Origin of the sequence: Corynebacterium sp. UBA2622 (assembly GCF_002339505.1) — a bacterium.
Classification (GTDB): Bacteria; Actinomycetota; Actinomycetes; order Mycobacteriales; family Mycobacteriaceae; genus Corynebacterium.
In genome coordinates this window covers 1-23,735 of sequence record NZ_DDJO01000017.1, presented here as the reverse complement: position 1 = coordinate 23,735, position 23,735 = coordinate 1, and the positions used below count along the sequence as shown (strand labels likewise).

23 protein-coding genes are annotated in these 23,735 nt (G+C 67.0%); 15 read left to right on the top strand and 8 right to left on the bottom strand.

Going from position 1 to position 23,735, the window contains the following annotated elements:
- Positions 1 to 221 precede the first annotated feature (221 nt).
- From B3611_RS07135 to B3611_RS07120, 4 genes are all read left to right on the top strand, one after another.
- A complete protein-coding gene (locus B3611_RS07135; RefSeq protein WP_291314392.1) occupies positions 222 to 2,417 on the top strand; it encodes a malate synthase G in 2,196 nt (731 codons plus the stop codon).
- Between the two features lie 116 nt (positions 2,418 to 2,533).
- Positions 2,534 to 4,027 (top strand): DUF1846 domain-containing protein, encoded by a 1,494-nt coding sequence (locus B3611_RS07130; RefSeq protein WP_291314391.1) that lies wholly within the window; start codon positions 2,534 to 2,536, stop codon positions 4,025 to 4,027.
- A gap of 105 nt (positions 4,028 to 4,132) precedes the next feature.
- Positions 4,133 to 5,011, top strand: a complete 879-nt coding sequence (locus B3611_RS07125) for a 3-hydroxyacyl-CoA dehydrogenase (RefSeq protein WP_291314390.1) — start codon at positions 4,133 to 4,135, stop codon at positions 5,009 to 5,011.
- A 24-nt stretch (positions 5,012 to 5,035) separates the two neighbouring features.
- Complete coding sequence (locus B3611_RS07120) at positions 5,036 to 5,917, top strand: rhodanese-related sulfurtransferase (protein ID WP_291314389.1); 882 nt, start codon at positions 5,036 to 5,038, stop codon at positions 5,915 to 5,917.
- 3 nt (positions 5,918 to 5,920) lie between these two features.
- On the opposite strand, the gene B3611_RS07115 is transcribed toward B3611_RS07120, so the two are convergent.
- Genes B3611_RS07115 through B3611_RS07105 form a run of 3 tightly spaced genes read right to left on the bottom strand, consistent with a single transcriptional unit; the run spans position 5,921 to position 7,838 of the window.
- Positions 5,921 to 6,391 carry a hypothetical protein gene (locus B3611_RS07115; protein ID WP_291314388.1) on the bottom strand — a complete coding sequence of 157 codons (471 nt, stop codon included), beginning with the start codon at positions 6,389 to 6,391 and terminating at the stop codon, positions 5,921 to 5,923.
- A gap of 9 nt (positions 6,392 to 6,400) precedes the next feature.
- Positions 6,401 to 7,375 (bottom strand): universal stress protein, encoded by a 975-nt coding sequence (locus tag B3611_RS07110; protein ID WP_291314387.1) that lies wholly within the window; start codon positions 7,373 to 7,375, stop codon positions 6,401 to 6,403.
- A 49-nt stretch (positions 7,376 to 7,424) separates the two neighbouring features.
- A complete protein-coding gene (locus B3611_RS07105; protein WP_291314580.1) occupies positions 7,425 to 7,838 on the bottom strand; it encodes a MarR family winged helix-turn-helix transcriptional regulator in 414 nt (137 codons plus the stop codon).
- A gap of 188 nt (positions 7,839 to 8,026) precedes the next feature.
- On the opposite strand from B3611_RS07105, the gene B3611_RS07100 reads away from it, so the two are divergent.
- The 8 genes from B3611_RS07100 (at position 8,027) to dnaB (ending at position 15,915) form a co-directional block, all read left to right on the top strand.
- Positions 8,027 to 8,389 carry a DUF5318 family protein gene (locus tag B3611_RS07100; RefSeq protein ID WP_414646315.1) on the top strand — a complete coding sequence of 121 codons (363 nt, stop codon included), beginning with the start codon at positions 8,027 to 8,029 and terminating at the stop codon, positions 8,387 to 8,389.
- A 232-nt stretch (positions 8,390 to 8,621) separates the two neighbouring features.
- A complete protein-coding gene (locus B3611_RS07095; protein ID WP_414646318.1) occupies positions 8,622 to 10,838 on the top strand; it encodes a transglycosylase domain-containing protein in 2,217 nt (738 codons plus the stop codon).
- 156 nt (positions 10,839 to 10,994) lie between these two features.
- On the top strand, positions 10,995 to 12,380 hold the full coding sequence (locus B3611_RS07090) for a glycosyltransferase family 87 protein (protein WP_291314578.1): 1,386 nt from the start codon (positions 10,995 to 10,997) through the stop codon (positions 12,378 to 12,380).
- Positions 12,377 to 12,571 carry a hypothetical protein gene (locus tag B3611_RS07085; RefSeq protein WP_291314385.1) on the top strand — a complete coding sequence of 65 codons (195 nt, stop codon included), beginning with the start codon at positions 12,377 to 12,379 and terminating at the stop codon, positions 12,569 to 12,571. The genes B3611_RS07090 and B3611_RS07085 overlap by 4 nt, the downstream gene beginning before the upstream one ends.
- A 157-nt stretch (positions 12,572 to 12,728) precedes the next feature.
- Positions 12,729 to 13,025, top strand: coding sequence for a 30S ribosomal protein S6 (rpsF, locus tag B3611_RS07080; protein ID WP_291314384.1), 297 nt, complete (start codon positions 12,729 to 12,731; stop codon positions 13,023 to 13,025).
- A gap of 56 nt (positions 13,026 to 13,081) precedes the next feature.
- Positions 13,082 to 13,666: a single-stranded DNA-binding protein gene (locus tag B3611_RS07075; protein ID WP_291314383.1), complete on the top strand. Its 585-nt coding sequence runs from the start codon at positions 13,082 to 13,084 to the stop codon at positions 13,664 to 13,666.
- Positions 13,667 to 13,714: 48 nt separating this feature from the next.
- Positions 13,715 to 14,167: a 50S ribosomal protein L9 gene (gene rplI, locus B3611_RS07070; RefSeq protein WP_291314382.1), complete on the top strand. Its 453-nt coding sequence runs from the start codon at positions 13,715 to 13,717 to the stop codon at positions 14,165 to 14,167.
- 287 nt (positions 14,168 to 14,454) lie between these two features.
- On the top strand, positions 14,455 to 15,915 hold the full coding sequence (dnaB, locus tag B3611_RS07065) for a replicative DNA helicase (protein WP_291314381.1): 1,461 nt from the start codon (positions 14,455 to 14,457) through the stop codon (positions 15,913 to 15,915).
- A 28-nt stretch (positions 15,916 to 15,943) separates the two neighbouring features.
- On the opposite strand, the gene B3611_RS07060 is transcribed toward dnaB, so the two are convergent.
- From B3611_RS07060 to B3611_RS07045, 4 genes are all read right to left on the bottom strand, one after another.
- Positions 15,944 to 17,281, bottom strand: coding sequence for an MFS transporter (locus B3611_RS07060; RefSeq protein ID WP_291314380.1), 1,338 nt, complete (start codon positions 17,279 to 17,281; stop codon positions 15,944 to 15,946).
- 51 nt (positions 17,282 to 17,332) lie between these two features.
- Complete coding sequence (locus tag B3611_RS07055; protein WP_291314379.1) at positions 17,333 to 19,612, bottom strand: heavy metal translocating P-type ATPase; 2,280 nt, start codon at positions 19,610 to 19,612, stop codon at positions 17,333 to 17,335.
- 93 nt (positions 19,613 to 19,705) lie between these two features.
- Positions 19,706 to 19,906 (bottom strand): heavy-metal-associated domain-containing protein, encoded by a 201-nt coding sequence (locus B3611_RS07050; protein ID WP_291314378.1) that lies wholly within the window; start codon positions 19,904 to 19,906, stop codon positions 19,706 to 19,708.
- Positions 19,907 to 19,963: 57 nt separating this feature from the next.
- Entirely contained in the window at positions 19,964 to 20,176 is a 213-nt protein-coding gene (locus tag B3611_RS07045; protein WP_291314377.1) for a copper chaperone, read from the bottom strand.
- 141 nt (positions 20,177 to 20,317) lie between these two features.
- Between B3611_RS07045 and B3611_RS07040 the strand changes: the two genes are divergently transcribed.
- Both B3611_RS07040 and B3611_RS07035 read left to right on the top strand, forming a co-directional pair.
- On the top strand, positions 20,318 to 20,728 hold the full coding sequence (locus B3611_RS07040; RefSeq protein ID WP_291314376.1) for a thioredoxin family protein: 411 nt from the start codon (positions 20,318 to 20,320) through the stop codon (positions 20,726 to 20,728).
- A gap of 99 nt (positions 20,729 to 20,827) precedes the next feature.
- Positions 20,828 to 21,736 (top strand): PspA/IM30 family protein, encoded by a 909-nt coding sequence (locus tag B3611_RS07035; RefSeq protein WP_291314375.1) that lies wholly within the window; start codon positions 20,828 to 20,830, stop codon positions 21,734 to 21,736.
- Between the two features lie 49 nt (positions 21,737 to 21,785).
- Here the strand turns inward: B3611_RS07035 and B3611_RS07030 are convergent, their stop codons facing one another.
- Positions 21,786 to 23,102 (bottom strand): NYN domain-containing protein, encoded by a 1,317-nt coding sequence (locus B3611_RS07030; RefSeq protein ID WP_291314374.1) that lies wholly within the window; start codon positions 23,100 to 23,102, stop codon positions 21,786 to 21,788.
- Positions 23,103 to 23,319: 217 nt separating this feature from the next.
- Here B3611_RS07030 and B3611_RS07025 point away from each other — a divergent pair, with 217 nt between their 5' ends.
- Positions 23,320 to 23,694: a GntR family transcriptional regulator gene (locus B3611_RS07025; protein WP_291314373.1), complete on the top strand. Its 375-nt coding sequence runs from the start codon at positions 23,320 to 23,322 to the stop codon at positions 23,692 to 23,694.
- Positions 23,695 to 23,735: the final 41 nt, after the last annotated feature.

Here is a 23,735-nt window from a genome sequence, read left to right as displayed (position 1 = left end):
GGGTAAAAAGTCGGGAATTCAGCGCGCGAAAATGTGGCGCAAGGGGGTAACCGGGCGGGGTTGATTGAGAAATCCGTTTACTTCCGTGACCGCCATCACTAATCTCAATCGCAGGAGCCCACCTAACACAGGTGGTGCTTGGCGACGTCCCCCACCCGCCCCGGCGGGAACAGCGGGGCTGGGCCGAAACCGAAACACCCTCACCGAAAGGATTGTGTCCTATGACCACACCTCACTTCGAAGACCGCACGGAACGCGTTGAGGTGGCCGGCCTTAAGGTGGCCCAGCCGCTCCACGAGTTCGTCACCAACGAGCTCCTCCCCGAGATCGGCCTCGACGCCGACACCTTCTGGGAGAGCGCCGCGAAGTACTTCGCGGACCTCACCCCGAAGAACAGGGAGCTCCTCGCGCGCCGCGACGAATTCCAGAAGCAGATGGACGACTACTACCGCGCCAACCCGGGCCAGCCCGACCCGGCCGAGCACGAGAAGTTCCTCCGCGAGATCGGCTACCTGGTGGATCAGCCGCGCGACGCGCAGATCCGCACCGAGAACGTCGACTCCGAGTTCGCCGAGGTCGCCGGCCCGCAGCTGGTGGTGCCCATCACCAACGCCCGCTTCGCCATCAACGCCGCCAACGCTCGCTACGGCTCGCTCTACGACGCCCTCTACGGCACCGACGTCATCTCCGAGGAGGGCGGCGCCGAGCCGGGCACCAGCTACAACCCGGTGCGCGGCGACAAGGTCATTGCCTGGGCCCGCGACTTCCTGGATAAGGCGGTCCCGCTCGAGGGTGCCAGCCACGCGGACGTCGATAAGTACTCCGTGGCCGACGGCGAGCTGAAGGCCACCGTGGCCGGCTCCGAGCACGGGCTGAAGGGCCCGGCCCAGTACGTCGGCTTCCAGGGCTCCCAGGACGCCCCCGAGGGCATCGTACTGCGGAACAACGGCCTGCACGTCATCATCCAGATCGACGCGGAGCACCCCGTGGGAAAGACGGACAAGGCCCACGTCAAGGACGTTCTGCTCGAATCCGCCGTGAGCTCCATCATGGACTTCGAGGACTCCGCGGCGGCCGTCGACGGTGCCGATAAGGCCGCCGCGTACGCCACCTGGTTCGGCCTGAACAGGGGTGACATCTCCGAAACCGTCTCCAAGGGGGAGAAGAGCTTCGAGCGCAAGCAGGCCGACGACCTCGTCTACACCTCGCGCGAGGGCGGCGAGGTGCGCCTCCACGGCCGCGCCATGATGCTGTGCCGCAACGTCGGGCACCTCATGACCACCCCCGCCATCCTCGTCGACGGGGAGGAGGTCCCCGAGGGGCTTCTAGACGCCCTCATCACCGCCGCGGCCGCCATCCCGGGCCTGCGCGAGAACAACCCGCACCGCAACTCCCGCACGGGCTCCATGTACATCGTGAAGCCGAAGCAGCACGGCCCGGACGAGGTCGCCTTCACCAACGAGATCTTCGACCGCGTGGAGGAGATCCTCGGCCTGCCGCGCCACACCGTCAAGGTCGGCGTAATGGACGAGGAGCGCCGCACCTCCGTCAACCTCGATGCCTGCATCGCCAATGCGGCCGATCGCCTGGTGTTCATCAACACGGGCTTCCTCGACCGCACGGGCGATGAGATCCACACCTCCATGTACGCCGGCCCCTTCGTGCGCAAGGCGGACCTGCAGACCGCGCCGTGGAAGCAGGCCTACGAGAACAACAACGTGGACGCCGGCATCGAGCACGGCCTTCCGGGCCGCGCGCAGATCGGCAAGGGCATGTGGGCGGAGACCGAGCACATGGCCGCCATGGTGGAGAAGAAGATCGGCCAGCCGAAGGAGGGCGCGAACACCGCGTGGGTACCCTCGCCGACCGGCGCGACCCTGCACGCCACGCACTACCACCTGGTGGACGTCGCCGCCGTCCAGGAGGAGCTGCGCACCGCGGGCCGCCGCGACTCCCTGGCGGACCTGCTCACCGTGCCCGTGGCCGACGGCGACACCTGGTCGGACGAGGAAAAGCGAGAGGAGCTGGACAACAACTGCCAGTCCATCCTCGGCTACGTGGTCCGCTGGGTCGAGCAGGGTGTCGGCTGCTCCAAGGTGCCGGACATCCACAACGTCGACCTGATGGAGGACCGCGCCACCCTGCGCATCTCCTCCCAGATCCTCGCCAACTGGATCACCCACGGCGTGGTTTCGGAGGATGAGGTGCTGGAGTCGCTGAAGCGCATGGCCAAGGTCGTCGATGAGCAGAACGCGGGCGATGCCAACTACCTGCCGATGGCCGCCGACTACGACCGCTCCATCGGCTTCCAGGCGGCGAAGGACCTGATCTTCCAGGGGACGTCCTCGCCCTCCGGTTACACCGAGCCGATCCTCCACGCCCGCCGCCGCGAGTTCAAGCAGGCCCACAACCTGTAGAACTTCCGTGCGAATCCTGGGGGTAGGTTAGAAGCCTTTTGGTAGCGCGCCCGCGCCGGTGAATTCCGGCGCGGGCGCGCTAGACTTTCTTCGTTCGCACGCGAAAGGAAGGCCCCATGCCGTATACCACTGGATTCGACCGCGAGAAGTACATCGAGATGCAGTCGGAGCACATCAGTGCACGGCGCAACGAGATCGGCGGCAAGCTCTACCTGGAGATGGGAGGCAAGCTCTTCGACGACCACCACGCCTCCCGCATCCTGCCCGGGTTCACGCCCGACAACAAGATCGCCATGCTCGAGCGCATCAAGGATGAAGTCGAGATCATGGTGTGCGTCAACGCCGGTGACATCCTTCGCCAGAAGGTCCGCGCCGACCTCGGCATCACCTACGAAGACGATGTCCTACGGCTCGTCGACGCGTTCCGCGAGCTCGGTTTCCTCGTCGAGAACGTCGTGGTCACCCAGGTCGAGGACGGCACCCCCCAGGTGGAGGCGTTCATCGACAGGTTGCACCGCCTGGGACTGAAGGTGGCGCGCCACCGCGTCATCCCCGGCTACCCCAACGACACCTCGCTCATCGTCTCGGAGCAGGGCCTCGGGCTCAACGAGTACGCCGAGACCACCCGAGACCTGATCGTCATGACCGCCCCGGGCCCCGGCTCCGGCAAGCTGGCCACCTGCCTGTCGCAGATCTACCACGAGCACAAGCGCGGCATCCCGACCGGTTACGCCAAGTTCGAGACCTTCCCGATCTGGAACCTGCCGCTGAGCCACCCGGTGAACCTGGCCTACGAAGCCGCCACCGCCGACCTCGACGACATCAACGTCATCGACAGCTACCACCTGGAGGCCTACGGCAAGCAGGTCACCAGCTACAACCGCGACATCGAGGTCTTCCCGCTGCTCAAGGCGCTGTTGCGCGAGGTCACGGGGGAGGACCCCTACCAGTCGCCCACGGACATGGGCGTGAACATGGCGGGGTACTGCATCTCGGATGACGAGGCCTGCCGCCACGCGTCGAAGCAGGAGATCATCCGCCGTTACTACAAGGCGCTTGTCGACGAGCGCCGCACCGACGCGGACTCCACCATCTCCGACCGCATCTCCACGGTGATGCGCAAGGCGGAGTGCAGCGTCGAGGACCGGGTCGTCGTCAAGCCCGCCCTCGAGGTCGCGGAGCAGAGCGGCAAGCCGGGCGTCGCCCTTGAGCTTCCCGACGGTCGCATCGTCACCGGGAAGACCTCCGACCTCCTCGGCCCTTCGGCTGCGGTGCTGCTCAACGCGCTCAAGCTGCTTGCCGGCATCCCGGACGACGTGCACCTCCTTTCCCCGGCATCGATCGAACCGATCCAGTCGCTGAAGACGAAGTACCTGGGTTCGTCCAACCCGCGCCTGCACACCGACGAGGTCCTCATTGCGCTGTCCGCCTCCGCGGCCGACAACCCGGACGCCGCGCGCGCCCTGGAGCAGCTGCCGCAGCTGCGCGGCTGCGACGCACACGCGACCACCATCCTCGGATCGGTGGACGAGGGCATCTTCCGCAACCTCGGAGTGATGGTGACCTCCGAGCCGAAGTACTGGAAGAAGGCGCTGTACCACAAGCGCTGACCCGGGGATTCGCCCCCGCCCGCAGCGGCCCCGGACCGGCCCCCGGCCCCGGGGCCGCTCGTGCCCACCCGGCGAAAACCTATTGGCGGGCCTATAGTCGGGCTTATGGCTATCAAGAATGTGACCGTGCTGGGTGCCGGCGTGCTGGGTGCCCAGATCGCGCTAGTGACCGCAAACCACGACTTCAACGTTGTCTCGTGGGACATCAACGACGAGGCCCTCCAGGCCGCCTCGAAGCGCTTCGACACCTTCGGGGGCCAGATGGTCGCGGAGCTGCCGGACGTCACCGAGGACTCCATGGCGGATGCCCGCACGCGCCTCCGGCTGACCTCGGACCTCGAGGACGCGGTGCGTGAGGCCGACCTCATCATCGAGGCCGTCCCGGAGAAGCTGGAGATCAAGAAGGATGTCTGGGAGCGCGCGGGCAAGGCCGCCCCGGCCGACGCCATCTTCGCCACCAACACCTCCACGCTCCTGCCGAGCCTCTTCGCCGAATCAACCGGCGACCCCCAGCGCTTCCTCGCCCTGCACTTCGCCAACCACATCTGGCTGAGAAACACTGCCGAGGTTATGCCACAGGCTTCCACCAACCCGGAGTACGTGGACGTCGTCGCTGAATTCGCCGAGAACATCGGCATGGTTCCGGTCAAGCTGAAGAAGGAGCAGCCGGGTTACATCCTGAACACCCTGCTCGTTCCGTTCCTGGAGGCCGGTCAGTTCCTGCTGGCGAACGATATTGCCGAGCCCGTGGAAGTGGACCGGGACTGGCGTAACTCCACCGGTGCACCCCGCGGCCCATTCGAGGTCATGGACAGCGTTGGTTTGCGCACGGTGCTCGCCGTCAGCCAGCTCAAGCCTAGCCCTGAACCATGGGTGCTGAAGTTCCAGGAAATCGCCTCCGGAATGATCGCCGAGGGCCGCATCGGCATGGAGGTCGGCCGCGGCTTCTTCACCTACAACGAGAAGGGCCAGCGGGTCGACTAACGCCCCTGACCTAGAATGCTGGGTATGACCAGCAAGATCCTCCTGTACTATAAGTTCCAGCCCGTCGCGGACCCGGAGGCCGTGCGACTCTGGCAGCGCGACCTCTGCGAGGGGCTGGGATTGCGCGGGAGGATCATTGTTTCGCCCCACGGCATCAATGGCACCGTCGGCGGCGACATCACCGCCTGCAAGACCTACGCCCGCAGGACTCGGGAATACTTCCGCGGCATGGAGTTTAAGTGGTCGGAGGGAGGGGCGGGGGACTTCCCCAAACTGAGCGTCAAGGCGCGCGACGAAGTTGTCGCATTCGGTGCGCCAGAGGAGGTCAAGGTCGACGAAAACGGGGTCGTCGGCGGGGGCACGCACCTCACCCCGGAACAGGTCAACGAGCTTGTCGACGCCCACCCCGACGCCGTCTTCTTCGACGGGCGCAACGCCAGGGAGGCGCAGATCGGTCGGTTCAGGAACGCCGTCGTGCCCGACGTGGAGACCACCCACGACTTCATAGCCGAGCTGGAGAGCGGCAAGTACGACTGGATGAAGGACCGTCCCGTCATCTCCTACTGCACCGGCGGGATCCGCTGCGAGGTGCTGTCCAGCCTGATGAAAAACCGCGGCTTCAAGGATGTCTACCAACTCGACGGGGGCATTGTCCGCTACGGCGAAAAGTTCGCCAACGAGGGGCTGTGGGAGGGCTCGCTCTACGTCTTTGACAAGCGCATGCACACTGAGTTCGGGGCCCCCGGGGATCCGAACTTCGTGCAGCTCGGCCACTGCGTCCACTGCGGCGAAGCAACGAACCAGTTCTACAACTGTGCCAACGAGCCGGAGTGCCGGGAGCAGTACCTCAGCTGCGAGGCCTGCCGGGAGCGGGAGCCGCGCTGCGCGGAGTGCGCGGCCGGCTAGGTCCTACACGGTGTCGTGGGCGATGATGCCCACCGTGATGGTCAGCCACCACATGGTGAAAGGAACGATCGGCAGCCAGAAGATGCCCATCCAGGGCATCCAGCGCTCGTAGCGGTTGAGCTTGCGCACCATGATCACCGCGCAGCCGAGGAGCATGACCACCGGGGGGATCGAGTTCACCACGGCCCACCACGTCCGCGAACCGGAGGAGCAGAGCCAGGCCGCCTCGCCCGCGTCGCACAGCGGCCCTCCCTGGCTGCGGGTGATGAACGCGGTGAGGAACCCAACGAGCGCCGTCACCGCGACCGTTGCCGCGGCGTACAGCAAAGCCTGGCGCGTCGAGCGATGGTTCCGCCTTGCCTCCTCCAGCGGATCGGGCTGGTCGGCGAGCTCGTCGAAGCTGCGTGGCTCCGGGCGCGGGCGGTTGTAGTGGTCGGCCTCGGTGTGCAGGTCGTTCTCGGGGTGGTCGCGCATGGCTCCAGCTTATGCGTCCACCCGGGGATAAATCACCACCGGAGCGGGGGCGAAGCGCAGGAACTCGCTCGCTCGCGACCCCACCAGAACCCTCCGGTGGGGCGCGGCGGGGTGGGAACCGAGGCAGATCAAGTCCCCCTTCTTCCACTTCAGGCAGGCGGTGGCCTTCTTCCACCCGCTGCCGTTGGCCAGGCAGGTCTCCACCTCCAAGGGCGCGGATGCCTCGGAGGCGGTGGCCGCGAAGACTTCGTCCCGCGCGAGGTCGAGGAGCGACAGGGAGGCCTCGTGCCAGTCGGCGACCTCCTCGGGGGAGCCGATCGCGGCATCAAAGACGGCTTCACCGGGGAGTTCCGGGGACAGGGAGACGAGGCGCAGCGGGACGCCCAGACGGGCGGCGAGACGGGCCGCGGCACGAAGTCCTGAGGTGTCCTGGCCGCGGTCCGGGCGGAGGAAGACGTAGTTGATCCGCGTGATCCCCTTCTTCGACAGCTTCAGGCCCTTGGGTGCCAGGCCCAGGGGGAGGGGTGAGGAGTGCATGATCGCCTCCGCGACCGAGGAGGCCAAAAAGCGGGCCTTCTTCAGTTTCGCGGCCGAGCCCAGGAAGATGATGTCGGCGCTCAACCGCTTGGCGGCCTCGGTGAGGGCGGCCGCCTCATCCTGGGCGTCGATGAGCGTGCAGTGCTCCGCGGCCCACTGCGAGCGGGGAAGATGCTCCTTGAGAACGCCGTCGGCGAGACGGGTGAACTTCTCCGTCTCCGCTTTCAGCCACTTTTCGTGCTTCTTCCGGGAGATGGGCTTCTTCCACGTGCGCGGGGCGGCGGAGATGACGCTGACGGATATGGGAAGGGACTTACCGAACCACGCGGCGAGCTCGATGCCGTCGCTGCCGGACTTGTCCCAGCCGACGACGATGCGCAGGGGCCGCTCCGGGGTGTAGGTGGCCGGTTCGAAGGGCCGCCCGGGGCGGGAAGGTTCGGAAGTCATGCGATAGGTGAAGGGGGTAGGGGACTTAGATCCCGTTCATTATCGCCTTTTAATCGCGTTTTCCGGAAACGGGAGCGTTGACGTAGGCATCAGCGAGCGCGTTGATCACGTCGACGAGGTCGTCGGCCTTGCGCAGCTGCTCGGGATCGAGGGTGCGGATCATGTCGGCGAGGTAGTCCGTGCGCTCGTCGCCCACGCGGGCGAGCTCCTCCCGGCCCTTCTCCGTCAGCTCCACGCTCACGCCCCGGCGGTCCGCCTCATCGCGGGCGCGGCGGACCAGACCGCGCTTCTCCAGCTGATTCACCGTGTTGGAGGCCGTCGGCATGCGCACACCCTCGGCCTCCGCGATCCTGCTGATGCGCGACGGGCCGTCGGCTTCGAGGCGGGCCATGATGGACAGCTGCGGCCCCGTCAGGTCGGAATGCTCCGCGATGCGGAAGTAGGTGACGTACAGGCTGGTCATGGCCGGGCGGATGCGCTCGGCGATGGCGTGCGGGTCGGGGGCGGCCGACCCGTCTGCGGAGTGGGCGGAGGTGGGGGAGTCTGCTGCGTCGGTCATTCTTTACCTTCTTATCATTGCAAAACTAAGCCGCAATGTTACCACCACTCCGTGTGGGGAGAACATGGCGCTGCACCGGTAAGATGGGCCTGATGTTTGCCTACGACTGCGAGATTTCCCATGAGTGGGAAAGGCGCGCCACGCTGCGCGAATACATGCGGGGGCGCGTGCCCGCCGACGAGCTGTGCGACGCGGACTTTCTGCTGCGCGCCGCCGCCCGTTACCACGGGGTCCCGTCCGACCGGCCGTGCCCGGTGTGCGGGCGGGAGATGAGTGTGGTCGCGTGGGTCTACGGGGACAACCTCGGCCGTCGTTCGGGCACCGCGCGCAGCGAGGAGGAGATCGACGCGCTGGTCGGGGAAGTCGGGCCGATCACCGTCCACACGGTGGAGGTGTGCGTGCACTGCAGGTGGAACCATCTGCTGAGGGAAGTCACAGCGTCACCAGTAGTATGATTCAGCGTCAGAGGAAGTAGGGTATCACCTAGTAATCCAGCATGCGCGTCCCGCGCTCTTCCCGCCTTGGGAGGCAAGGGCGGGGAGGGCGCGCTGCGACGATGCAGGGACGACGCAGGGATATTTCGTGACAAACAAAGATGACCGCACCGCGGCGGGCCGCGACGACGATGCCCGCACCACCAGCGAGGGTTCCTCCTCCACCGCACGCGCCACAGGGGAGGCCGGCGAAGTGGCGGACGCCGGGGATGAGCGCCCGGGCGGCACCGCGGATGCGCCGGCCCGACCCTCCCGCGGGAGCACCGTCCGCGCCCGCATGCCGCGCAGCCGCGCGATGCAGTGGCTCCTTGCCGCGCTCCTGGGGCTCCTGCTTCTGGCCGCTATTCCGTTGGCGTGGTTCGGTTGGGCGTACGCGCGGGCGGACATCCCCCAGCCCGGGGAGATAGATGCCGCGCAGGTGTCCAACCTCTACTTCAACGATGGCCAGACCGAGCTCGCCCGCGTCGTTCCCGCGGAGGGAAACCGCGTGCAGATTCCGCTGGAGCAGGTTCCGCCCGAGGTGCAGAACGCTGTTCTGGCCGCGGAGGACCGCGAGTTCTGGACCAACTCCGGTTTCTCCTTCACCGGTTTCGGCCGCGCCATGCTGGGCCAGCTCACCGGCAACTCCTCTGCCGGCGGTGGCTCGACCATTACCCAGCAGTACGTGAAGAACGCGCTGGTGGGCAACGAGCACTCCTACGAGCGCAAGGCGAAGGAGCTTGTCTACTCCATCAAAATGACCAACTCCTGGAGCAAGCAGGACATCCTCAACGCCTACCTCAACACCGTCTACTTCGGGCGCAACGCGTACGGCATCGAGGCGGCGGCGCACGCCTTCTTCGACAAACCCGCCAGCGAGCTCACCCCGGAGGAGGGCGGCGTCCTCGCCGCCTCCATCCAGTTGCCCAGCCAGCTTGACCCGTGGACCAACCCGGACGCCTCCCGCGCCCGCTGGGATTACGTCATGGACGGTCTGGTCGAGATGGGCAAGATGACCCCGGAGCAGCGGGCAACCCTTGTCTACCCCGAGACCCGCGACCCCCAGGGCTACTCCGCCTACACCGAGGCGACCGGCCCCAACGGCCTGATCAAGAACCAGGTCATGGCGGAGCTGCAGCGCATCGGCATCACGGAGGACGACCTGACCAACCGCGGTCTGCAGATCACCACCACGGTCGACCCCAACACCCAGGGCGACGTCGAGCGCATTGCCGACGCCCGGCTGGCCAACCTCCAGGACGACGCCCGTTCCGCGGTCGTCGCCGTGGAACCGAACTCCGGCGCGGTGCGCGCCTACTACGGCGGTGACGAGGCCAGCGGCTGGGACTACGCCAACGCCGGGCTGCAGACGGGTTCGACCTTCAAGATCTTCGCCCTTGCGGCAGCGCTCCAGCAGGGCATCCCGCTGACCGCGATGTTCGACTCCTCGCCGGTGACGCTGCCCGGCAACATCAGCGTGACCAACTGGGACGGCGGCGGCGGCAGAATGGTCTCCATGACCGAGGCCACCCGAACCTCCTCCAACACCGCGTTCATGCGTATCCAGGACGAGCTGGCAAACGGCACCCAGGACACCGCGGATATGGCCCACGCGCTCGGTGTGGCCAAGTCCATCCCCGGCATTCCGATGACCCTGCGCGAGAACGGCGGCCAGCCCTACGAGGGCATCGTGCTCGGCCAGTACCAGTCCCGCGTGATCGACATGGCCACCGCGATGGCCACGCTGACCAACCGCGGTGTCTACAAGCCGACCCACTTCGTGGACAAGGTGGTCGACAGCCGCGGCAACGTGCTCTACCAGGTCGACCCCGAGTACAGGGAGCGCCGGGTGTCCGAGCAGGTGGCGGATAACGTGCTGCAGGCGATGCAGACGGTCGTGCCCTACTCTAACGCCACCCTCGCTGGCGGGCGCCCGGCGGCGGGCAAGACCGGTACCGCGCAGATGGGCAACACCGGCAACAACAAGGACGCGTGGATGGTCGGCTCCACCCCGCAGCTCGCCCTCGCCGTGTGGGTCGGCACCGCGGACAACACCAGCCCGATCTTCAACGAGTGGGGCGGAAACATGTTCGGCTCCAACACGCCGGCCCGGATCTGGAAGGACGTCCTGGACACCGCCCTGGACGGCCAGGATTTCAAGAGCTTCCCGGATGCGTCCCCGGTGTACTGGGGCATCAACCCCTACAAGGGCGGCACCGGTCTCGGCGGCTCCTACAGCTACAGCACAGGCTCCTCCGGTTACGGCACGGGGACCGGCTACGGGGCCACCACCGGTGGCGGCACGACACCGACCGGCACCGGCACCGGCACCGGGGGCCAGGCCCCCGCTCCGGCCGCCCCGGCCCCGGCGCCCGCGCCACCACCGGTGCAGGACGCGTTGAACGCGATCGGTAATTTGATCGGGGGATAGAACGTGACGCGAGCGCAGGTCCCCGCCGCGGATGCCGCGGCCGGCGGGCGGAAAAACCCCCGGCCCGCCACACCCTGGCCCGAGCCCGCGCAGCGGGTCCAGCCGGGGCGGACGGAACCCGTCGCGCGCGGATGGGTCGAGTTCCTCGGCGGGCCCATGGGCCGCTTCGCCGCAATCGGCCGCAGCCGGTTCTGGACACCCCTGCGCTCCATCCTCGCCGTCGCCTGGACCTTCCTCTTCCTCGGGGCCCTGTCGAAGGCGAACTGTGCCGACGGCGCCGCGGACGAGAACGGCGTACTGCGCCTGAACTGGTCGGGCAGCCGCCAGTACACCTCGTTCTGCTACAACGACATCGTCCCCCTGTACGGTGGCCGGGGACTCGATCACCCGGGGTTCGTCTACGACTACTCCTGGGTGGAGGGCGGGGTCACCCGGTACATGGAGTACCCGGTGCTCGCCGGGATGTTCCAGAACCTGATGGCCCTCATCGCCCGCCACACCTACTTCCTCGCCGACCGGGTCCTGCCCGACGTCGGGTGGTACTTCTACGTCACCGCCCTGACCATGTCGGTTCTGTGGGTGGCCACCGCGCGCATGGTCGCCGAGTTGACGGGGAACCGCGTCTGGGACACCCTGCTCGTGGTGGGAAGCCCGCTGCTGATCATGCACGCGTTCACCAACTGGGACATCCCCTCCGTCTTCTTCCTCGTCGTCGCGCTGCTGGCCGCGCGCAATCGGAAGTTCTGGCTGGCCGGGGTGATGATCGGCTTGGGCACCGCCTTCAAGTTGTGGCCGCTGTTCGCACTCGGTGCCTATCTCACACTGGCGATCCGCAAGCGCGAGTGGGGGCCCTTCCTCAAGATGGCCGGGGCGGCCGCGGTGTCATGGATCGTCGTGAACGCGCCCGTCTACCTGCGCGACCCGGATGCCTGGGGAGAGTTCAACCGCCTCAACACCGAGCGCAGCTGGGAGTGGACCACCATCTACGCGGTCACCGCCCGCATCACGGGGTGGACGGGTTTCGACGCGCCCGGCCAGACCCCGACCACCCTCAACACCGTCTCGCTCCTTCTCTTCCTCGGCGGCTGCCTCTTCACGCTGGTGCTGGGCCTGCGGGCCCCGCGCACACCGCGGATCGCGGAAATCCTCTTCCTCACGGTCGGATTCTTCCTGCTCTTCAACAAGGTGTGGAGCCCGCAGTACTCGCTTTGGCTCGTCATTCCCGCCGTCCTCGCCCTGCCCAACTGGCGGCTCCTGCTCACCTGGATGACGGTCGACATGATGGTGTGGCCCGTCATCATGTGGTACCTGCTCGGTGTGGAGAACAAGGGTGTGCCGGGGGAGTTCCTCAACGTGGTCATCATCGCCCGCGATGCGCTCATCGTCGCGATGATGGTCCTCGTCGTCCAGCAGATTCTCGGCCGCCGCCGCGACAAGGTCGCCGACGCGCACTTTGGCCACGACCCGCTCGCGAGCACACCCGACGAGTGGAGGGAACCGCTTGCCGACGCCCCCGCGGGCGGGGCAGGAGGAAAGCAGTGACAACCTCGACCATCGTCGGCATCGTCTCCATCGTGATCGGCTTCGCGCTCATCGCCGCGTCCTTCCTGGCCACCACCCGCCGGCGCAACATCCCCCTCGCCCTCGGCCTCGGTATCGCCGCCTTCATCTTCATCACGATCATCCCGGTTTTCATCGCGGTGTTCATCGCTGTGCCCAACGCCGGCCAGTAGCCGCTGCAGAGGTGGGAGAAGGTGCTGGTGGGGCGCCGATAAGCATTTTGCCCCGTCAACCGGGTGGGGTACGCTGGTGAGGTTGCTTGACGCAACGACCCTCCTGCCACCGCACAGTGCGGTGGCCGAACCATAATCATTTAGACCATAGGAGGTGATGAGGTCCGTGCGTCACTACGAAGTAATGATCATCCTCGATCCCCAGCAGGATGAACGCACCGTTGCCCCGTCCCTGGACAAGTTCCTCGAGATTGTCCGCAAGGAGAACGGCACGGTAGAGAAGGTTGATGTGTGGGGCAAGCGCCGTCTTGCGTACCCGATCAACAAGAAGGAAGAGGGCGTCTACGCCGTCGTCAACCTCGAGTGCGAGGCCGACACCGTGGCCGAGCTCGACCGTGTTCTGAGCCTGAACGACAACATCCTGCGCACCAAGGTTCTGCGCACCGACAAGTAAGAACGGATAGGCTCGTTTCCACAGATTCGAGCGTTCTGCGAGGAAGGTAAAAGAGCATGGCACAAGGAGATACCCCCATCACCGTCGTCGGCAACCTGGTTGCCGACCCGGAGCTGCGCTTCACCCCCAGCGGTGCCGCAGTGGCGAATTTCCGCATCGCGTCCACCCCGCGCACGTTCAACCGTGACACCAACCAGTGGGAGGACGGCGAGGCCCTGTTCTTGACCTGCAACGTGTGGCGCCAGGCGGCGGAGAACGTCGCCGAGTCCCTGTCCAAGGGCATGCGCGTCATCGTCAACGGCCGACTGAAGCAGCGCTCCTACCAGACCCGCGAGGGCGAGAACCGCACCGTTTTCGAGGTCGAGGTCGACGAGGTTGGCCCGTCCCTGAAGTACGCCACCGCATCCGTCAGCCGCACGCCGCGTGAGGGCGGCCAGGGTGGCCAGGGCGGATACGGCGGCGGGCAGCAGAACCGTTCCCAGGGCGACTTCGGTGGCAACCAGGGCGGTTTCGGCGGCGGACAGCAGTCGCGCCCCCAGCAGGGCAGCCAGGGCGGCAACCAGCAGCCCCAGAATGATCCGTGGAATTCCGCTCCCCCCGCCGGCGGTTTCGGCGGCATGGACGACGAGCCCCCGTTCTAAACGTTTTCAACACACCAGAATTTTTCAACTTTAGGAAGGTTAGGATTCATGAAGCTGATCCTCACCGCTGCCGTTGATAACCTTGGCGAGCCCGGCGATGTTGTCGAGGTCAAGGGCGGCTACGGACGTAACTTCCTGCTTCCGCGCGGACTCGCCATTCCGGCCACCCGCGGCGCAGAGAAGCAGATCGAAGATATCAAGCGCGCTCAGGCTGAGCGTCAGGTGCGCGACATGGACCACGCGAAGGAGCTGCGCGACCAGCTCGACCAGCTGACCGGCGTCAGCGTCAAGGTCCGCGCCTCCGAGGCGGGCAAGCTGTTCGGCTCCGTGAAGCCGGGTGACATCGCCGACGCGGTCAAGGCCGCCGGCGGCCCGTCCCTGGACAAGCGCCGCATCGATGTGCCCAAGGGCCTCATCACCAAGACCGGTGGATACCAGGTGAAGGTGAACCTCCACGATGACGTGGAGGGCAAGGTGAACTTCGAGGTCGTGGGCGCCTAAGGCACCTGCGGCGACCTAGCCGGGACCCGCTGGTCCCGCGCAAGACTAGGTCCAACGACAACAGCTTTCGGCGCGGCCCCCACTTGTGAGGAGTGGGGGCCGCGCCTTTTGTTTCCGGTGCTGCCCGCCCCAAATGAGCGCCCGTAAAAGAGCGCCAGTCTGGTACTGCGTGGCCACCCGGTGGCGGTTCACCAGACTGACGCTCATTTGCAGGCGCTCATTTGGGCACGGGGCGGCCTCGGACAGTGGCCGCTGTACGATGAAGTCCGATGTAGAGGGAGGCAACCATGGCCGGTGAAACCGGGGCCGCGAGTTTCGATGATGTGGATGGCTACGTCCCGCCGCCCGAGCCCGACGACGGCCCGGGCCGGGGAAGCGGGTCCACCCGCTACAGCAACTTCAATAAGGGCCGCGACGACCTGAGGGAGTACCGGCAGCCGCCGCACGACGAGCGCGCGGAGCGCGGTGTGCTGGGTGCGATGCTGCTCAGCCCCGACACCGTCGTGGATGTCGTCGACTCGCTGAGCCCCGAGGACTTCTACTTCCCCTCCCACCAGCTCATCTACCGGGCGGTTCTGGACCTGTTCGCGCAGGGCAGCGACATCGACGTTCTCATCGTCGCCGGCCGCCTCGACCGGCTCAACGAGCTCGAGCGCGTCGGCGGGGCGCCCTACCTGCACACCCTCATCTCCGAGGTGCCCACCGCCGCCAACGCGCGCTACTACGCGGAGATCGTGGAGGAGAAGTCCATCCTGCGCCAGCTGGTCAACGCGGGCACCCGCGTGGTCCAGTACGGCTACGAGGGCGAGGAGGGCATGGAGGTCGAGCAGATCGTCGACCGCGCCCAGCAGGAGGTCTTCGGCGTCTCGAAGAAGCAGGCCGGAGAGGACTACCGCGCCCTGTCGGACCTGCTCAAGCCGACCATCGACGAGCTCGCCCTCATCGAGTCCGGCGGCGGGCTCGAGCGCGGCGTGCCCACGGGTTTCATCGACCTCGACAACCTCACCAACGGCCTGCACGCGGGGCAGATGGTGATCATCGCGGCGCGTCCGGGCGTCGGCAAGTCCACGCTGGCCCTCGACTTCATGCGTTCCTGCTCGATCACCAACGGCAAGACCTCCGTGATCTTCTCCCTCGAGATGAGCGCCTCGGAGATCATCATGCGCATGCTCTCGGCGGAGACGGAGATCAAGCTGTCCGCCATGCGCTCCGGCCAGATGCAGGAGGGGGACTGGGAAAAGCTCACGCAGAGGCTCACCGAGATCCAGGACGCGCCCCTGTTCATCGACGACTCGCCGAACCTCACGATGATGGAGATCCGCTCCAAGGCGCGCAAGCTGAAGCAGACCCACGGGCTCGACCTCATCGTGCTGGACTACCTGCAGCTGATGAGCTCCGGGCGCAAGGTGGAGTCGCGCCAGCAGGAGGTCTCGGAGTTCTCCCGCCAACTCAAGCTGCTGGCTAAGGAGCTCGAAGTGCCGGTCATCGCCATCTCCCAGCTCAACCGTGGCCCCGAAGCCCGCACCGACAAGCGCCCGCAGCTCGCTGACCTGCGCGAATCGGGCTCGCTCGAGCAGGATGCCGACATGGTGTTCCTGCTCTACCGCCCCGATTCGCAGGACCGCGACGACGAGCGTGCCGGTGAGGCCGACATCATCGTGGCCAAGCACCGCGGCGGGCCCATCGACACGATCTCTGTGGCCCACCAGCTCCATTACTCGCGCTTCGTCAACATGGCGCACGGGTAGCCCAGCCCGCCGCGACCCGCCAGTCCTGTCAATCCATCGCGGCGCCGCGCTGCTCGGGCAGCGTGAACGCGGCCGCGCAGGCCAGGGCGAAGGCCGCGGCGAAGAGGCCGAAGACGGCCTCCCTTCCGCCGAACGCCAGGATGGGGGGAACCACGAGCGGCGCGATGATGGAGCCGATGCGCCCGAAGCTCGCGCCGGCGCCGGTGCCGGTGGCGCGGATCGAGGTGGGGTAGAGCTCGGGCCCGATGGCGTAGAGGGCACCCCACGCGCCGAGGTTGAAGAAGGACAGCAGGCAGCCCGCGGCGATGATCTGCCATTCCGCCCCGGACATCCCGTAGAGGAAAGCGGACACGGCGGACCCGGCGAGGAAGACGGTGAGGGTCACGCGCCGGCCCCAGACCTCGATGATCCACGCGGCCGCGGCGTACCCGGGCAGCTGGGCCAGGGTGATGATGAGCGTGAAGGTGAAGGATTTCACCAGCGTGAAGCCCTGCCCCACCAGCAGCGAGGGGATCCAGGTGAACGCCCCGTAGTAGGCCAGTGAGACGCAGAACCACACCGCCCAGAAGGCGAGGGTGCGCCGGCGCAGGTCCGGGCCCCACAGCCCGCCGCGGCTGGGGGTGTGGGGGGCGGCGGGGGAGTCGTCGTAAAGCTCGGGTGAGGCCTCCGCCTCGAAGGAGCGGACGATCTCCTCCGCCTCGTCGTGGCGGCCCCGGGATTCGAGGAAACGTACCGACTCGGGCAGGCCGCGGCGCACGAAGATGGCGTAGAGCGCCGGCACCGCCCCGAGGGCGAGGGCCCAGCGCCAGCCGTCGTCGCCGCGCGCGACCACGAAGGTGCCAATCAGCGCGGCGAGAATCCACCCCACGGCCCAGAAAGCCTCGAGGAGCACGACCATTCGCCCACGCACGCGGCGGGGAGAGAACTCGCTGACCAGCGTGGAGGCAACCGGGAGCTCCCCGCCGAGCCCGAGCCCGGTGATGAACCGGAAGATCAGCAGCACGGCGACGGAACCAGCGAGCGCTGACGCGCCCGTGGCCAGACCGTAGACGAGCAGCGTCGCGGAGAAGACTTGGCGCCGCCCGATCTTGTCGGCCAAAAGACCCGCCAGGGAGGCGCCGATGGCCATTCCGATGAAGCCCACTGAGGCGATCCACGAGGTAGTCGTCTTGTCCAGGTGCCAGTGCACGGCGAGCGCGGCGATGATGAAGGACACCAGGCCGATGTCCATCGCGTCGAGGGCCCAGCCGATGCCGGAACCGAGGAGGAGCCGGCGGTGCTTCGGGGTGACGGGAAGGCGGTCGAGGCGCTCGGTGCGCGTCAGCCCCGCTGTGGGGGCGTGATCGGGGGAGAGAGGCTTCTGCATAGACAGGAATCGTACAGCCGCGCCCCCGTCCGCGAGCGCTATGAGCTGGATCTATCCGGAGAAGCGGGAGCGGAAGCCGCGCAGCCGCAGCGAGTTGGAGACCACGAACACGGAGGAGAAGGTCATGGCGATCCCCGCGAGCAGTGGGTTGAGCAACCCCGCCGCGGCAACGGGGATGAGCACGACGTTGTAGGCGAACGCCCAGAACAGGTTCCCCCGGATGGTCGCCAGGGTGCGCCGGGAGAGCCGGATCGCGTCGACGGCCGAGGTGAGAGAGTTGTTCATCAGGGTGATGTCGGAGACCTCGATGGCCACGTCGGTGCCGGCGCCCATCGCCATTCCGAGGTCGGCCTGGGCGAGCGCTGCAGCGTCGTTGACCCCGTCGCCGACCATCGCCACGCGCCTTCCCCCGGCCTGCAACCGCTTGACGACGTCCACCTTCTGCTCCGGCAGAACCCCCGCCGTCACATTCTCCGGCTCGATGCCCACCTCCCGGGCGACGGCCCGGGCGGCCCCCCGGTTGTCTCCGGTGAGCAGGTGAGGTGTGAGCCCGAGGCGGCGCAGCTCGGAGACAGCGGCGCCGGAATCTGGTTTGACGGTGTCGCGGACGGTGATCACACCGGCATCACGGCCATCGACGCTCACTGCCACCGGGGTCGCGCCGTTTTCCTCGGCGCGCGTGACGGCGCGGCGCAGGGTACCGCCGGTTCCCGGCTCCCCGACCGGGCGGCCGACGCGCACCGTGCGTCCCCGCACAACCGCCGAGACGCCGATCCCCGGGTCGCTGGAGAACGCCTCTGCCGGGGGGACCGGGCTTCCCGCCTCATCCGCGGCGCGGACCACGGCGCGGGCTACGGGGTGCTCGGAACCGGCCTCGACGGCCGCAGCGAGGGCGAGCAGCTCCCCGCGGGAGTACCCGGGAGCAGCCTCCACAGCGTCGACGCTCATTTCGCCGGTGGTCACGGTGCCGGTCTTGTCCAGCACGATCGTGTCCACCTCGCGGGTGGACTCGAGGACCTCGGGGCCCTTGATCAACAGGCCCATCTGGGCACCGCGTCCCGTCCCGACCAGAATGGCGGTGGGGGTGGCCAGACCGAGCGCGCAGGGGCAGGCGATGATGAGAACCGCCACGGCCGCGGCGAAGGACGCGGCTGGCCCGTGGCCGAGCGCGAGGTGCACGGCCAGACTGAGAACGGAGACCGCGATGACCGCCGGGACGAACACCCGAGAGACGCGGTCGACGAGGCGTTCCACGGGGGCCTTGCCGGCCTGGGCGTCCTTCACCAGCCGGCCCATCTGGGCCAGGGTCGTGTTGGACCCGACGCGGGTGGCCTCCACGACGAGCCGCCCGGAGGTGTTCAGCGTCGCCCCGGTGACGGACGCGCCCTCCGCGACCTCCCGGGGCACGGACTCCCCAGTGAGCATGGATTCGTCAACCGCGGAGCGCCCGGAAAGGACCGTCCCGTCGGTGGCCACCTTTTCACCGGGGCGGACGACGAAGGTGTCCCCGACCTCCACCTGCGAAATCGGGATGCGGACCTCGTGACCCTCCCGCAGCACGGTCGCGTCCCGGGCACCCATGTCCAGCAGCTCGCGAAGCGCGCGGGAGCTCTGCCCCCTCGCCTTCGATTCGAACCACCTGCCTAGGAGCAGAAAGGTGATCACCACGCAGACCGTCTCCAGGTACACCTCGTCCATGCGGGCGTGGGTGGGTACAAGGCTCATGGTCATCCGCATTCCGGGCGTGCCGGCCGTCCCGAGGAACAGGGCCCGGACCGACCAGAGGTAGGCGGCGGTGGTACCCATCGTGATGAGGGTGTCCATCGTCGTCGCGCCGTGGCGCAGGTTGACCAGGGTCGCGCGGTGGAACACCGACCCCGCGGAGAAGTAGACCAGGGTCGTCGCGGCGAAGGCGGCCCACTGCCAGTTGGTGAACTGCCAGGAGGGGACCATGGAGACCAGGAGGACGGGAAGGGACACCAGCGCGGACCACGCGGCGGTGTGCTTCAGGCGGGAAGTCTCGCGCTCGCGGGCGGCGTCCGTGCCCACCGCGGAGTCCGCGGCATCGCCGGGCTGCGCGGGCGATAACGGGAAGGCATCGTACCCGGCCCCGCGGATGACTCTGATGAGGTCGTCGGGGGTGGTGCGCGCGGGGTCGTAGTCCACGGTGGCGGTCTCGGTGGAGTAGTTCACCGCCGCCTCTACGCCGTCCACCCTGTTCAGCTTGCGCTGCACCCGGGCGGAGCACGAGGTGCAGGTCATGCCCGTGACGCCGAGCTCCAGGTGCTCGATGCTTGCGGGAAGCTTCTGTGTGGTGGCGGAGGTGGTCATGGGGCCTACTCTATACCCCCGGGGGGTATAAGAACAGGGGTGCCGGGCGGGCAAAAAAGAACCCGCCGCAAAGCGGCGGGAAGGGGGACCGCGTTAGGCCAGTTTGTAACCGGCCTCGTTGACGGCCTTGGACACCTCTTCGCCCGAGAAGCCCTCGCCGGTGACCTCCACCAGGCCCGTTTTATGGTCGGCGGTGACGTCGGTGACTCCGTCGATGGCGGAGATCTCCTCCCTCACGCTCGCCTCGCAGTGCTCGCAGGTCATTCCCTCGACGTTGAACTGGCGCGTTGCCATGGTGTCTCCTTTCGCTCGGTGCGGCCCATAGTACGCGGGGCGGGTGGCCGGGCGCGGCTAGAGTGCCAGGTCACCGCCCAGCGTGAAACCGGCAGCCTCGGCGGCGTCGAGGATCTGCGCGTCCGAGAGATTTTCCCCGGTGACGGCCATGATGCCCCGCTCGGCATCCACCTCGACACCCTGCGTTCCGGGCAGGACGCTGATTTCGTCCACGAGGGAGTCCACCGCAACCTCGCTGAATGTTCCGCTGATCTGGTAGTTCTTCCGCATAGTCCTCACCTCGTGTCCTGCCTCGGGCCATCCGGTGCCAGAGCCCGGCTTCGCACCCTGGGAATGATGCGGCCCTTGGTACTGTTGGAACCCACAGACAAGCTAACAGACAGCACAAAAACGAAGTTAGGGAGCCACCACATGAGCACCATCAATGTCACCGAAGACACCTTCGAGCAGACCGTCACCGCCGACGGGATTGTTTTCGTCGACGCCTGGGCCGACTGGTGCGGCCCCTGCAAGGCCTTCGCGCCCACGTACGAGGCCGCGTCCAAGGACCACACCGACGTGACCTTCGCCAAGCTGGACACCGAGGCCAACCAGCAGCTGTCCGCCGCGCTGGAGATCCAGGCGATCCCGACCCTCATGGCGTTCCGCGACGGCATCATGGTCTTCCGCAACGCAGGTGCCCTGCCCCCCGCCGCCTTCGACGACCTGATCAAGCAGGTCAAGGACCTGGACATGGATGACGTCCGCCGGCAGATCTCCGAGCAGAACCAGGCCCTGGACCAGGAGCAGAAGCAGCAGGGCCAGCAGGCGCAGGGCGAGTAACCGGTCGCGCCAGCCCCTCCGGCACACGCCCACCCGAAAGGTGGGCGTTTTTTTACGTAAACTCGGGCGTCACAGACCGCTTTTACGAAAGGACGCCCCATGCCGAACCCGTTCAACAAGGGCTGGAAATACCTCATGCAATCCTTCGACACCAAGATCGACGAGAACGCCGATCCGAAGGTCCAGGTCCAGCAGGCCGTCGCCGAAGCCAAGCGGCGCCACCAGGAGATCACGAACCAGGCGGCGAGCATCATCGGCAACCGCAACCAGCTGCAGATGAAGATGGACCGGCTGCTCAAGTCCCAGCAGGATCTGCAGAACAAGGCGCGCACCGCCATCCAGGCGGCCGACAAGGCGGCGGCCGCGGGGGACAATGAAAAGGCCCAGCAGTTCAACACCACCGCCGAGGTCATCGCCAGCCAGCTGGTGTCGGTGGAGCAGGAGCTGGAGCAGACGAAGGCCGCCTACGCCGCGGCTGAGCAGGCGGCGGGCGAGGCGCAGCGCCAGCAGAAGCAGTCCGAGGCCCGGCTGCAGGAGCAGCTCAACGAGGTCTCCAAGCTGGAGCGTCAGATCGACCAAGCCAAGATGCAGGAGCAGACGGCCCAGACCATGGGTTCGATCACCCAGAACGGCGGCAACGACAACGTCCCGACGCTCGACGGGGTGCGCGAGAAGATTGAGCGTCGTTACGCGAACGCCCTTGGTGCCCAGGAGCTCGCGCAGGGTTCGATGACCGACCGCATGGCGGAGATCGAGTCTGCCGGCACGGATGTCGCCGCGTCCAACCGCCTGGCGGAGATCCGGGCGTCCATGGCTGGGGCCACCGGGGAGCTGGAGGCGGCGCAAGACGCGCCGGCCGAGATTGAGGAGGCCCCCGAGGAAACCACGAAGACCGAAGCGCCGGCGAACGGCGGCGTCAACGACGCGCTTGCCGAGGCCGAGGCGTACATCGGGGACGAGGGCGACACGCGTGACGACGCCCCCGAGACCCCCGCTCCCGAGAAGTAGCGGGCGCATAAAGAGGCGGGCCGGAGGAACCATTCCCCGGCCCGCCTCGCTAGTTGGAAGTGCGGATGTTGATGAGCACCCCGCGGATCCCGGAGTGGAAACCGTCGCGCAGGTTGACACGCTGGTTCTCACTCAGCGTGTATTCGTGGAGCGTCTCGCAGGCGAACTGAAGGAGAGGCCTGTCTATCTCGGGGGGAAGGCCGCCACCCGAGAGCATGTGAGCCTTGTCCCGCTGCTCAGATGAGGCGGCGTTCTCGTACCACCACGTGGCGTACTGCCTGCCCACGTCGTAGGGGGTCTGGAACCCGGCCGATGTCCACACTTCCTCGGGAAGGGGGACGTAGCGCGAGCGCAGTTTGCGCCGGGGCGCCATCATCGAGGGCTTGGGCGTTGGTTTCGGTGCTCCTGTCCGGGGTTCGGAACCCGGGGCCGGGTCTGACCCGGGCACGGGAGTCGTCGTGTGCTGGTTGACCTCCACTTCCACCTCGCTGGGATCATCCTCCTCCTCGGGGATGAACTCCTCTCGCTCCGCGTGGCGGATCTCCGACCCGGGTCGCGCGGGTTGTGTAGGGATCGAAGTATCCTCCGCCGCATCTGAGGGAGCGGAAGAACGCACCGTCTGCCCCGCGACATGCGGGCTCCGACGCTCCGGAACCGGAGCGGATTCGGTGGCCCCCCGCTTCGTGCCGGGGGATTCGCATGACGGCAGGTCCTCCGGCCTGAGCGGGTCGCCGTAAGGCACCGGGGCAGGTCCCTCGTCCAAGCCGATGGGCTCGGCATCGCCGAGCGGGCGCTCCCGGATGCTCGGCGGCAGAGGCCCCTCGAGCACCTGCAGCTGCATCGCGTCGGCGAAGTCCTCCCGCGGGTCCAGGATCGTGGTGGTGTCGCAGGCGTGGCGGAGGGCGGCGGACATGGAATCCCACCCGAAGCCGTAGAGGTGCACACGCACCCCGTTGTTGGCGGCCTCCTCGACGCCCGGGATCATGTCGGCATCACCGGTGACGAGGACGAAGTCGCTGAACTGGCCGCGCATGGCGTTGACCACGACATCGGCGACGAGGCGGGTGTCCACGCCCTTCTGGGTGCGGCGCTCGCCCCACTCGATGAGCTGGCCGGTCCGGAGCTGCACGCCGTCGCAGGTGCGCAGGGCACGCTGATAGCGGTGGGGGCCGGATTCGGGGATCCCGTCGTACCAGTACTGACGGTGGAGGGGTTGGTCGAGTTGGTTGGTGACCATTTCCCGGAGAGTGGCCACGACCTCCGGGAGGTCAATTTCTAATTGGGATCGTGCGCCGATTGACCAGGAGTTGTAAAAGCTGGCCAGCAGGTATGAGGTGTCGACGAACACGAGTGTGCGTTCAAGCATGGCTCCTATAATCCGTATCTTCTATTTCTAAAAATTTTCGTTGGGCACCCCTAGTGTGCACTACTTCCGCACCGTTAGTCACGGAGGCCGCCGTGAGCAGCACGCTTCGTCCGCGGCGGGGCACCTGTACCAGTTTCAACGGTTGAATCACCGGGTGCGTTCCCAAACCACTTGTATAGTTGATTACATATGTAACGAACCATCGATGGGAGTGGAGATGAAGCCGGCAGTGGAACCCCTCTTCTCCCAGGTCGCCCGCTTCGTCCAGGATCTCATCATCGACGGGGTCCTCGGCCCCGGTGAGCGCGCGCCGTCAACCAACGAGCTTGCCGAGTTCCACGACATCAACCCAGCCACGGCCCGTAAGGGCCTCGCATTGCTTGTCGACGCCGGCATCCTCCGCACCCGGCGGGGGATCGGCACCTTCGTAACCCCCGACGCAAAGGCGATCATCATCGCCGAAAGAAGGGAAGCCCTCCCGGCCGCCTTCGTGGCCCCGCTTGTCGACGAGGCCCTGCGCCTCGGATACGACCGGGATTCACTCCACGACCTGATCCAGAGGGTGGCGGAAAGCAGGGGAATGTACCGCTGAAAGAAGGGGGTGTTTATGCGTGTTTTCCTGGGGATTTGTGT

Bases quoted from the DNA above. Each gene is read 5' to 3' on its own strand.
- B3611_RS07135 (WP_291314392.1), top strand. From the start codon at position 222: ATGACCACACCTCACTTCGAAGACCGCACGGAACGCGTTGAGGTGGCC.
- B3611_RS07130 (WP_291314391.1), top strand. From the start codon at position 2,534: ATGCCGTATACCACTGGATTCGACCGCGAGAAGTACATCGAGATGCAG.
- B3611_RS07125 (WP_291314390.1), top strand. From the start codon at position 4,133: ATGGCTATCAAGAATGTGACCGTGCTGGGTGCCGGCGTGCTGGGTGCC.
- B3611_RS07120 (WP_291314389.1), top strand. From the start codon at position 5,036: ATGACCAGCAAGATCCTCCTGTACTATAAGTTCCAGCCCGTCGCGGAC.
- B3611_RS07115 (WP_291314388.1), bottom strand. From the start codon at position 6,391: ATGCGCGACCACCCCGAGAACGACCTGCACACCGAGGCCGACCACTAC.
- B3611_RS07110 (WP_291314387.1), bottom strand. From the start codon at position 7,375: ATGACTTCCGAACCTTCCCGCCCCGGGCGGCCCTTCGAACCGGCCACC.
- B3611_RS07105 (WP_291314580.1), bottom strand. From the start codon at position 7,838: ATGACCAGCCTGTACGTCACCTACTTCCGCATCGCGGAGCATTCCGAC.
- B3611_RS07100 (WP_414646315.1), top strand. From the start codon at position 8,027: ATGTTTGCCTACGACTGCGAGATTTCCCATGAGTGGGAAAGGCGCGCC.
- B3611_RS07090 (WP_291314578.1), top strand. From the start codon at position 10,995: ATGGGCCGCTTCGCCGCAATCGGCCGCAGCCGGTTCTGGACACCCCTG.
- rpsF (WP_291314384.1), top strand. From the start codon at position 12,729: ATGAGGTCCGTGCGTCACTACGAAGTAATGATCATCCTCGATCCCCAG.
- B3611_RS07075 (WP_291314383.1), top strand. From the start codon at position 13,082: ATGGCACAAGGAGATACCCCCATCACCGTCGTCGGCAACCTGGTTGCC.
- rplI (WP_291314382.1), top strand. From the start codon at position 13,715: ATGAAGCTGATCCTCACCGCTGCCGTTGATAACCTTGGCGAGCCCGGC.
- dnaB (WP_291314381.1), top strand. From the start codon at position 14,455: ATGGCCGGTGAAACCGGGGCCGCGAGTTTCGATGATGTGGATGGCTAC.
- B3611_RS07060 (WP_291314380.1), bottom strand. From the start codon at position 17,281: ATGCAGAAGCCTCTCTCCCCCGATCACGCCCCCACAGCGGGGCTGACG.
- B3611_RS07055 (WP_291314379.1), bottom strand. From the start codon at position 19,612: ATGACCACCTCCGCCACCACACAGAAGCTTCCCGCAAGCATCGAGCAC.
- B3611_RS07050 (WP_291314378.1), bottom strand. From the start codon at position 19,906: ATGGCAACGCGCCAGTTCAACGTCGAGGGAATGACCTGCGAGCACTGC.
- B3611_RS07045 (WP_291314377.1), bottom strand. From the start codon at position 20,176: ATGCGGAAGAACTACCAGATCAGCGGAACATTCAGCGAGGTTGCGGTG.
- B3611_RS07040 (WP_291314376.1), top strand. From the start codon at position 20,318: ATGAGCACCATCAATGTCACCGAAGACACCTTCGAGCAGACCGTCACC.
- B3611_RS07035 (WP_291314375.1), top strand. From the start codon at position 20,828: ATGCCGAACCCGTTCAACAAGGGCTGGAAATACCTCATGCAATCCTTC.
- B3611_RS07030 (WP_291314374.1), bottom strand. From the start codon at position 23,102: ATGCTTGAACGCACACTCGTGTTCGTCGACACCTCATACCTGCTGGCC.
- B3611_RS07025 (WP_291314373.1), top strand. From the start codon at position 23,320: ATGAAGCCGGCAGTGGAACCCCTCTTCTCCCAGGTCGCCCGCTTCGTC.